This is a genomic window from Actinomycetota bacterium (genome assembly GCA_028698215.1).
GTDB lineage: Bacteria > Actinomycetota > Humimicrobiia > Humimicrobiales > Humimicrobiaceae > Halolacustris.
Map to the genome: position 1 here is coordinate 54,612 of JAQVDY010000009.1, position 10,131 is coordinate 64,742.

Here is a 10,131-nt window from a genome sequence, read left to right on the forward strand (position 1 = left end):
TTGGCTAGTAGAAACTAATTTGCGGTAATGCTACAGATAGGTCTATATTATTGCTGCCATTGCGGTAATTATACAACTATTATAGTTATGTTACAAAATAATTTTATTTATCAGGCAAAAACTGACCTGAAGTGTATGCCGGTAAGGGAAAATCCAATAGCATAAGCCAATTTATTAGGATGTTTAAATAAGCTCCACGCCATTAGGTTCCAGAAGTGCCTTCTTCCTGCATCTTTTACTCCCAGCAGCCATATTGAGGCAAAAAAGGCTTTAATATGGTAGAGTCGAAGCTTTTGCAGGCCTCTTTTAGGAGGCTTGTAATTAATTATAAAGGTCTTTATCCTTTCATAATACTGTTTAGGGGCATATATATTGTCCACTATCTTTTTATAACCATCCAGAAGGGCTTGCTTGCCCATCTTGGGTATAAAGTTTAAGGATATGGCATTGGTATTATTGGCAGCAGTATCACCTAAAAGCCTTTTGGTTTCTTGAAGCCTCTGGTACAGCCTGGTTTTAGGCAGGGCAGTCAACACTCCTACCATGGCGGTTACTATTCCGCTTTTTTGTATAAAATCAATTTGTGACTGGAATATGCTGGGGGTGTCACTGTCAAATCCTACTATAAATCCCCCTTGTACCTCAAAACCTTCTTTCTGAAGCGTTTTTACTGAATCAATAAGATCCCGGTTCTGGTTTTGGTATTTACTGCATTCTTCCAGGCCGGCCGGATCCGGGGTTTCAATGCCTACAAATACGGCAGTAAAACCAGCTTCAGCCATAAGCTTCATCAGTTCCTGGTCATCGGCCAGGTTGATGGAAACCTGGGTGTTGAAGGAGAAGGGGAAATTTTTTTTCTTCTGCCAGTTTATCATGGCTGGCAGATGTTCCTTTTTCAGTTTTCCCTTATTTCCGATAAAGTTATCATCCACAAAAAATATCCCGCCCCTGTATCCCAGATTGTATATGGTTTCCAGCTCGTCTAATACCTGCTGGCTGGTCTTGGTTCGGGGAACCCTGCCGTTTAACTTGACTATGTCGCAGAATTCACAGTTGAAGGGACATCCCCGGGAAAACTGTATGCACAGGGAATTGTATTTGGTTATATCTATCTGGGTCCAGTCAGGTATGGGAGAGGTGGTAATATCTGGAAAAGACTGACATTCATACCTGGGTTTTAATGTACCTTTTTCAACATCATTTACAAATTGGCCCAGGGTCTCTTCAGATTCTCCTATAAACAGGTGATCCACATGAGTGTAATGTTCCCATCCGGTGGTAAACAGGGGTCCTCCTGCTACCACTGGTTTACCCAGCTGCTGAACCATTTGTATTACCTGGTCTGAAGATTTCTTCTGAACTATCATGGCACTTACAAATACATAATCAGCCCATAGTATGTCCTGGTCGGTAAGCTGTTGAAAATTAAGGTCCAGTATCTTCTTTTCCCATTCCGGGGGCAGCATAGCAGATACGGTAAGCAGTCCCAGGGGGGGAAAGGCAGATTTTTTATTTATAATATTTAAAACCTTCTTAAAACTCCAGAAAGTTTCGTCATATTGCGGATAAACCATAAGTATTTTTTTATTCATAATCTAATTATTCCTCCATTTAAAATTCAAATTCAATTCTTACAAATATTACCTTTAAAGTAAAGGCAGCCAATAATAGCTTACCTTAATAGACAGTATTGAGGCTGAAAAGTTTTAAATACTTAATGCTTTTTAAAATAAACAGGCTTAAGGGCAACATTTGCATTGCTGTAATTTCTTATCTGGGCTTATAATAAGTGTATGGCAATTTAGACCTAAGGGGCAATAATGGCAGAACCAAGCCAGAAACTGGTGATTATATGGTCCAGCGCAGACCGTGAAGTAGCCAAGGAAATGGTGTTTATGTATGGCTATAATTCTAAGAAAAACGGGTGGTGGGAGGATATCACCCTTATTGTATGGGGCCCTGCTACCGATTTATTGAGCCAGGACTATGAGCTGCAGGAGTACATATTTAAGATTAAGGAAGCTGGAATTAAGCTGGAAGCCTGCAAAACCTGTGCGGATGACTATGGGGTAGCATCCAGGCTTAATTCGCTGGGTATTGAGGTTAAATACATGGGGGAGCCCTTAACCCAGTATCTTAAGGAAGGCAGAAAGATACTAACTTTTTAGTATTAATACAGGGATAGAAACCATTAAGCCGGGGGAATGCCAGGAGCAATATCCATGTTTTTTGGCAGTTGGTTTTCTTTTTCTGTAGACGGCCCGTAGCTAGCTTTTTTTATTTGCCGCCTATAACGGTTAGGGAATAGGTTATACAGTTTACGAACATAATCTAGGAACAAAGATAACCCCAGCTCCTTTAGTGCATGCACGCTATTCTATTTACTTTTTATCAGGTCAATTGACTATTAGGGCAAGTTACACTGGTTTTTGCTATTAATACTAATCTCGTTTTACTTTTTTTAGCTACTATAATATACTAATTTAGTTTTGGGCAAATGTTAATAACTAAGGAGAAGCAATAATGGAGCAAAAAGAAATAGTTGTAGTGGGGGGAAGTGCTGCCGGGCTTACCGCAGCCATTACTGCCCGGAGGTTTTATCCCCATAAAAGCATACTGATGATAAGGAAGGAGGAAAAAGTCCTTATACCTTGCGGAATACCCTATATCTACGGCACGGTAGGCACCCCGGATAAAAATCTTATACCGGATGCAGCTTTAGAGAAAAATAATATTGAACTGCTGCTGGATGAGGTTAAGGATATAGATAAGGGCCAAAAAACTATACATTTGGCCTCCGGGGACCAGGTAGGTTATGAAAAACTTATTTTAGCTACCGGGTCTGAACCTGTAGTACCCCCTATTGCTGGAGTAGACAAGGAAAATGTGTTTGCTGTCTGGAAGGATGTCTCTTATTTGAATAATTTGCTGGATAAGGTAAACCAAGCCCGTAATATTGTGATTATTGGCGGAGGTTTTATTGGTATGGAATTTGCTGATGAATGCAGAAAAAATAGGGAGGTAAACATAACGGTGGTAGAAATGCTTCCCCATTGCCTGATGCTGGTATTTGAGCAGGAACTGTGCCGGAAGGCAGAAGAGATAGTCAGGTCTAGCGGAGTAAAGGTTTTAACTGGAGAAAAGGTAGAGGCTATTACGGGACAGGATAGGGCTGAAGGTGTAAAGTTAGCCAGCGGCCAGGTAATTGATGCTGATATGGTTTTAATAGGCATAGGGGCTAAAGCTAACGTAGGGCTGGCCCAAAAAGCGGGTATTAAAATAAGTGCTGCTGGAACTATTGAAGTAGACAGGTATATGCAGACCAAGACCAGTGATATATTTGCCGCGGGAGACTGCTGCCAGAAATTGTCTTTCTTTACCCAGAAGCCTTCCAATTTGATGCTGGCTTCAGTGGCTACCTATGAAGCCAGGATAGCAGGGGCAAACCTATATAAAAAGCATAGGGTAAACCAGGGAGTTATCGGAGCATTTTCCACGGTAATAGGGGATACTGCTTTTGCCAGGGCTGGTTTATCAGTTAAGGAAGCGGAAGAAAATGGCTATGAAGTAGTGGTTGGATCTGCCGAGGGGCCTAACCGGCATCCAGGCTGTATGCCCGGGGGCAGCAACCTTCAGGTTAACCTGGTATTTGAAAAAGGAACACGGAAAATAATTGGAGGCCAGGTAAATGGGGCCAAATCAGGGGGAGAGCTGATTAATTTGGTTAGTGCTTGTATCTCTACTGGTATGATTGCCGATGATATCAGTACTTTCCAGATGGGTACACATCCTGCTCTTACTGCTTCCCCGGTAGCTTACCAGATGAGTAATGCTGCTGAAATGGCTGTAAAACAGCTTAATTTATAAGTACCATAATTCTATGGGGCTGCGGCTTTGGCTGCAGCCCTGTTTATTATGAATCCTTAATATAATAAATATTGTGATAATAAGCCGGTAGTGCTATAAACAGAACTAACATAAAAATTAAGGGGGGCAGGATGCTAAAGGAATTAAAGGAATTTATATTGAGGGGAAGCGTGATGGACCTGGCAGTGGGTATAGTAATCGGGGCTGCTTTTACTGCCATTGTCAATTCCCTGGTAAATGATATATTGATGCCTTTTATAGGCTGGCTGCTGGGTGGAAGGGATTTTAGCAACTTGTTTGCAGTGCTGAGACAGGGAAGTAGCCCTGGACCTTATGGTACGCTGGCTGAGGCTGCAGAAGCAGGTGCAATAACTATCAATTATGGTTTGTTTATAAACAGCATCATCATATTCATAATTGTAGCCGTAACCTTGTTTTTTATCATAAAGGGTATAAACAGCTTAAGGCGAAAGGAAGAAAAAGAACCCAGCCAGGAAACCAGCAAGAAATGCCCTTATTGCCAGAGCGTTATAAATATTGAAGCGGTTAGATGTCCTAACTGTACTTCAGACCTGTCATAAAATTTGGAAATGTTACCCTGTTTTGAGATATAATATAGGAAATTTAAGCTTTATTTAGGTTAAAGGAAAAGGATGAATAAAGATAATAATAACTTGGAGCTGCTGCAGGAACATGTATACGAATGGGAAGAAGAAGTAGACTCGCTTAAAGAGGAATTAAATAGTTCAGAGGACGAGCTGAGGAAAAAGTTTAGCAAGCGCATAAAAGAACTGGAAAGTAAGATAAAGAACGCTAGAAAAAAGATTTCAAGCCAGGAAAAAAAAGAAAGCCGCCAGCAATAATAACCTATTTTTCTTGCATATTTCCAAAAAATTGTATTTAAATTAATATAGTAAAATAATAATAACTAATTAGGGAGGGGAAATATGCAGAATCCAGCTTCCAAAATCACCTTTAGGTATCTCCGCGGTTTTAACGGGGCCATGGCTGCCCTGCATTTTATTCAGGCAGTATTGATGCTGGTAATGGGGCTAACTATTACCAATATCAAGGATTTCAAGCTTCCCTTTACTGTATCCTTTCTTACTTATGACACCAATATGGGCAGGCTGGTTTCCGATACCAATAACATAGGTAATATTCCCATAGGGGCTATGGTTTCCATCTTTTTATTTATGTCGGCTATTGCTCATTTTCTGGTGGTGCTTCCCAAGATCAACATTTCCTATAACCGTAACCTGGAGAGGGGAATAAATTATTTCAGATGGTTTGAGTATGCTTTAAGTTCTTCAGTTATGATTGTAATTATTGCTATGCTGTTCGGGGTGTATGATGTGGGAAGCATTATATTAATCATTGGGCTTAATGCCACTATGAACTTGTGCGGCCTAATGATGGAGATACATAATCAAACTACGGCCAAAACCAATTGGACCGGCTTTATAGTGGGCAGCTTTGCTGGAGTTTTCCCCTGGATTATAATCCTGATGTACTTTTTAGGAGGTGGCAATTACAGCCAGATACCATGGTTTGTATATGCCATATTTGGCTCCTATTTTGTATTCTTTAACCTGTTTCCCATTAATATGGTGCTGCAGTACAAGAAGGTAGGAAAGTGGAAGGACTATCTTTACGGGGAACGGGGCTATATCATATTGAGCCTGGTGGCTAAAACCCTACTGGCCTGGCTGGTTTTTGCCGGAACCATGCAGCCGCAATAACCTGCCTGGGGAAGCGGCTGGTTTCTGGTTGCCATTGATTTTGATAAGTATATAATCTTATACCAAGTATTTATTTTAACTGGTACCGGCGACGGATCATGTCTGAAAATATTATTGAAGTAGAAGGTTTATCTAAAAGCTTTGGGAAGATAAAAGCGGTAGACAATATTTCCTTTGAGGTTAAAAAAGGGGAAATATTTGGTTTTTTGGGTCCCAATGGAGCGGGCAAAACTACTACCATAAACATCATCTGTACCCTGCTTAATAAAAGCCAGGGCAAGGTTACTCTTTGCGGCCTGGATGTAGATAAACACCGCAATAAGATAAGGGGCTGCATAGGGCTGGTTTTTCAGGATCCCAGCCTGGATGACCGGTTAACTGCTACCGAAAACCTTTATTTTCATGCCCTGCTCTATAATGTAGCCCGGAAGGAGATCAGGGAAAGGATGGACCAGGTGTTGGAGATGGTTAATTTAAGCAGCCGCAGAAATGATCTGGTAAGGACTTTTTCCGGGGGTATGAGAAGAAGGCTGGAGATAGCACGGGGCTTGATGCATTACCCTAAAGTCCTGTTTTTAGATGAGCCTACTTTGGGTTTGGACCCCCAGACCAGAAACCGGATATGGGACTACATTATTGATTTAAAAAAGAAAACGGATATAACTATTTTCCTAACCACCCATTATATGGATGAGACTGAGATATGTGACCGCATAGCCATTATAGATTATGGGAAAATTATTGCCTTAGATACCCCTGAACATTTAAAAAACAGCATAGGAGGGGATATTATAAGTGTAAGCTCTGCCCATAATGAAAGGCTGGCTGAATTTATAAAAACAGAACTGGGCCAGGATATTGAGTTTGGAGCTGAAGGCCAGATAAAGTTTGAAGTAAAGGAAAGCTCCAGTTTTGTACCTGATTTTATAAAAAGCAGCCCGGTAGAAATCCTATCTATCAGCGCCCGCAAACCTACCTTAAATGATGTTTTTTTGCATTTGACCGGGAGGGAGATAAGGGAAGAGACCTTAAGCAGCAAAGATGAATTTAGGTTAAGGGCCAGAAACAGGATGAGACATCGGTAAAGGGATTTGTTTATGAAAAAAGAGCTGGCAGGAATTTACACTATTTGGCTAAGGGATATTAAAAGATACTACCGGGATAAACCCCGTATTATTGGATCTTTTGCCCAGCCCATACTGTTTTTGGTGGTCCTGGGAAGTGGTTTGGCCAGCTCCTTTGCTTTCTTTGGCAGCAGCCGGGGCGGGGACTACCTTGATTTTATGTTTCCCGGAATAGTCGGAATGACGGTGCTGTTTACTTCTTTTTTTGGGACCATGTCCATAGTATGGGACCGGGAATTTGGGTTTTTGAAGGAAATGCTGGTATCGCCGGTGTCCCGGGTATCTATTGTAATCGGCAAAATCCTAGGCAGCTCCACCATCGCCTTAATACAGGGGGCTATCATATTGTTGTTTTCCCCCTTGCTTAGCCGCAGCCTTACTGTATTGTCGGTAGTCAAGTCCTTTGGCCTTATGTTTCTGGTCGCAGTCGCCATTTCTTCCATGGGCATACTTTTGGCTTCTGTAGTGAAAACCATGCAGGGTTTCCAGGTCATTACCAACTTTTTATTGATGCCCATGTTCTTTTTATCCGGAGCCATATTCCCCCTAATTGAAGCTCCCCAGTGGATGATTTTTTTATCCAGGATAAATCCCTTAACTTATGGCATTGATGCCATAAGGTATGTGATGCTCCAGGATATATCCATGCAGGTATTTCCATTATGGATAAATATTGTAGTGCTTCTTTCCCTTACTGCTGCCGCCAGTGTATCCGGTGCTTTTCTGTTTAACCGCCAGCAGTAGCAAAAGGCAGGGCAAAAAAGACAATTAAGATGGATAAAATAGGAAGAGCTGGAAAAATTTGTCCATTAAAAGCATACAGCAATTATGATATTATTTAGGCTAGAGGGCCAAGGGCCCTTACAGATAAAAATGTAAAAATTAGATGGGGGAGAGATGCGTTATATCAATTTAGGCAAAACAGATATCAAGGTTTCAGTGATAGGTTTTGGGGCCTGGGCCATAGGGGGATGGATGTGGGGTGGTACCGACCACCAGCAGTCAGTAAGGGCAGTAGAGGCAGCCATTGATGCCGGCATCAACCTAATTGATACTGCTCCTGCTTATGGGCAGGGGCTTTCTGAGCAGATAGTAGGGCAGGCCATAAAAGGCAAGAGGGACCAGGTAATTATTGCTACCAAATGCGGCCTGGTATGGAATGTAGAGAGAGGGGAGCACTTTTTTGATTATCAATCAGGCCAGCAGGTTTATAAATATTTAGGGCCGGAGTCTATCCGGTATGAAATTGACTTAAGCTTAAAGCGGCTGGGTATAGACCATATTGACTTATACCAGACTCACTGGCAGGATACGAGCACTCCCATTGAAGAAACCATGGGTACATTAATGGAGCTAAAGAAAGAGGGTAAAATCAGGGCTATTGGGGCCAGTAATGCTACCTTAGATCAGCTAAAACAGTATGACCAATATGGCCAGCTGGATGTAGACCAGGAAAAGTACAGCTTGATTGATACTGCGGTAGAAGAAGAAGTCCTGCCCTGGTGCCAGGAAAATAAGGTTACTATGCTGGCTTACAGCCCCATAGGACAGGGACTGCTTACTGGGAAACTGGATCCGGACCGTGAATTTGAAGGTGATGATTTGAGAAAAGGCAACCCCAGGTTCAGTGCTAAAAATAGGAAGATGATGCAGGATATACTGAACCTTTATTTTAAGCCTATTGCTGATAAATACGGCCTGTCGCTTACCCAGCTTTCAGTAGCAACTCTGGTTTCCCAAGAAAATGTTATAGCTTTGTGCGGGGCCAGAAGCCAGCAGCAGGTAGAGGAAAATGCCCGGGCAGGAGAGCCGGTAATTGAACCGGAAGATATTGCTGCTGTCAGGCAGGCTTTATCTGATGTGGATATTTAACTGGAGGGATAGCATTATAATAGGCCAGGTTTAGCTGCCGCTGCCCAAGCTTTGGTGCAGCCTTTGCTTCATCTGGTCTATCAAGTTCCGGGAAGAGGGGTCTACCCCGTTTAGTACGGCCAGGTAAATAGAAATCCAGTCAGCCAGGTAAATCCCATAGAAGGCTTTTAAGGCTTTGCTTTCTCCCTTTAAGGTGATTTCTTCAAAATTCAGCCTTTTTTCAAAAAGCATGCCTTTAAATATTTCAATTCTCTTCCTTATTTCTTTTCTTTCTTCATTATCTGATATAAATAGGATAAAGAATTTATCCCTTAGCAGGCTTCTCATTTCCCAGGCGGCTATTTCATCATGGTCCAGTTCTGGTATGGAATAAAAGTGGGCAAAGTTTTTGCTGTTTACACATAACTGGCTTTTAAGCCGGCAGCAGATGGCATTGGTTACGGGAGTCCCCCCATATATTACCGGTATATGCTGGTACAGGTTTAAGGCAGTCCTTTTAGCCAGATTCTTATATATCTTTACATCGGGGCTGAATTCCCGGATGCATTCAAACAGCGCATTTTCAATTTCGTCCCAATCTATGCCCAGCACGCACACTTCATTGGTGATGCAGATATCCAGGGCATTGGTCCGGTTTAAGGTGTTAACCAGCAATGCATACATATAGCCTATGGCCATCCTGGATTTGATACTGGTCTGGTATTCAATTAGAAGCATATCCTGCCTGCCGCTGGCCAGCTGTTTTAGCTGTCCCCCGGCAGTGATGGCGATTATCCTGATCCCTTTTTGGAGCAGGGTATTTACTGCATCCAGGACTTCCAGAGTTTCGCCGCTATGGGAGAGGACTATTACCAGGGTGTCCTTATCTACCCAGGAGGGAACGGTATTTTTAGAGCTGAATACAATAGGGATATGGATACGGTTTATGTCTATTGCTTCCAGCAGCATATGGGCCAGGAATGCAGAGTTTCCTATTCCAATAACCAAAGCATTCTTGTAGTCCTGCCTTAGATCGAAATTTATATCCTGTATGGAGGCTTCTGCCTGTTTGAACTGTTTTGGGAAATTAAACAGTATGTCTAGAATGTGGCCGGGGTCATGGTCGTAAATGAATTTTTCATTTTCCAAACGTTCCAATTTATCCCCTCTTTTTAATTTTGCCTATTAACTTGTTTTTATTTTTGGGTAAATATTATAATATTTAGGGTAATAAAACAATTACAATACCGCCTTATGATGATTCTTAAAGAACTTGAATGCAGGCTAGATAAGCTTTTTGTAAAATCCCGGGCTGAGAGTTGGGATAATCCCGGGCTTCAGGTGGGCAGCCTGGATAGCAGGATAGATAAAGTGCTGGTTACTTTAGATGTAAATGAGCAAGTCCTGAGTGAAGCGGTAAAAGGCAGAGCCAGCCTTATAATATCCCATCATCCATTGATCTTTAATCCCTTAAAATCTGTTACCGATAAGACTTACGGACAGAAGTTAATAAGGGCTTTGATAAAAGAGGATATAGCAGTATACTC

11 protein-coding genes are annotated in these 10,131 nt (G+C 41.9%); 9 read left to right on the forward strand and 2 right to left on the reverse strand.

Annotated elements, in window-relative coordinates; all coding sequences use genetic code 11:
* Positions 1 to 110: 110 nt before the first annotated feature.
* On the reverse strand, positions 111 to 1,592 hold the full coding sequence (locus PHN32_04505) for a DUF4070 domain-containing protein (GenBank protein ID MDD3776846.1): 1,482 nt from the start codon (positions 1,590 to 1,592) through the stop codon (positions 111 to 113).
* Between the two features lie 228 nt (positions 1,593 to 1,820).
* On the opposite strand from PHN32_04505, the gene PHN32_04510 reads away from it, so the two are divergent.
* The 8 genes from PHN32_04510 to PHN32_04545 all read left to right on the forward strand — a co-directional run bounded on the left by PHN32_04510 (position 1,821) and on the right by PHN32_04545 (position 8,605).
* Positions 1,821 to 2,168 carry a DsrE family protein gene (locus tag PHN32_04510; protein ID MDD3776847.1) on the forward strand — a complete coding sequence of 116 codons (348 nt, stop codon included), beginning with the start codon at positions 1,821 to 1,823 and terminating at the stop codon, positions 2,166 to 2,168.
* A gap of 355 nt (positions 2,169 to 2,523) precedes the next feature.
* Positions 2,524 to 3,867, forward strand: coding sequence for an FAD-dependent oxidoreductase (locus PHN32_04515; GenBank protein ID MDD3776848.1), 1,344 nt, complete (start codon positions 2,524 to 2,526; stop codon positions 3,865 to 3,867).
* Positions 3,868 to 3,998: 131 nt separating this feature from the next.
* Positions 3,999 to 4,448 carry a large conductance mechanosensitive channel protein MscL gene (gene mscL, locus PHN32_04520; GenBank protein ID MDD3776849.1) on the forward strand — a complete coding sequence of 150 codons (450 nt, stop codon included), beginning with the start codon at positions 3,999 to 4,001 and terminating at the stop codon, positions 4,446 to 4,448.
* 72 nt (positions 4,449 to 4,520) lie between these two features.
* Positions 4,521 to 4,730, forward strand: a complete 210-nt coding sequence (locus tag PHN32_04525) for a hypothetical protein (GenBank protein MDD3776850.1) — start codon at positions 4,521 to 4,523, stop codon at positions 4,728 to 4,730.
* A gap of 84 nt (positions 4,731 to 4,814) precedes the next feature.
* Positions 4,815 to 5,609 carry a heliorhodopsin HeR gene (gene heR, locus PHN32_04530; protein ID MDD3776851.1) on the forward strand — a complete coding sequence of 265 codons (795 nt, stop codon included), beginning with the start codon at positions 4,815 to 4,817 and terminating at the stop codon, positions 5,607 to 5,609.
* Between the two features lie 98 nt (positions 5,610 to 5,707).
* Entirely contained in the window at positions 5,708 to 6,694 is a 987-nt protein-coding gene (locus tag PHN32_04535) for an ATP-binding cassette domain-containing protein (GenBank protein ID MDD3776852.1), read from the forward strand.
* 12 nt (positions 6,695 to 6,706) lie between these two features.
* Entirely contained in the window at positions 6,707 to 7,477 is a 771-nt protein-coding gene (locus PHN32_04540) for an ABC transporter permease (GenBank protein ID MDD3776853.1), read from the forward strand.
* Positions 7,478 to 7,630: 153 nt separating this feature from the next.
* Positions 7,631 to 8,605 (forward strand): aldo/keto reductase, encoded by a 975-nt coding sequence (locus PHN32_04545; GenBank protein ID MDD3776854.1) that lies wholly within the window; start codon positions 7,631 to 7,633, stop codon positions 8,603 to 8,605.
* Between the two features lie 30 nt (positions 8,606 to 8,635).
* On the opposite strand, the gene PHN32_04550 is transcribed toward PHN32_04545, so the two are convergent.
* Positions 8,636 to 9,742, reverse strand: a complete 1,107-nt coding sequence (locus tag PHN32_04550; protein ID MDD3776855.1) for an SIS domain-containing protein — start codon at positions 9,740 to 9,742, stop codon at positions 8,636 to 8,638.
* 96 nt (positions 9,743 to 9,838) lie between these two features.
* Between PHN32_04550 and PHN32_04555 the strand changes: the two genes are divergently transcribed.
* On the forward strand, positions 9,839 to 10,131 hold a 293-nt coding region (locus tag PHN32_04555), incomplete at its 3' end, for a Nif3-like dinuclear metal center hexameric protein (protein ID MDD3776856.1).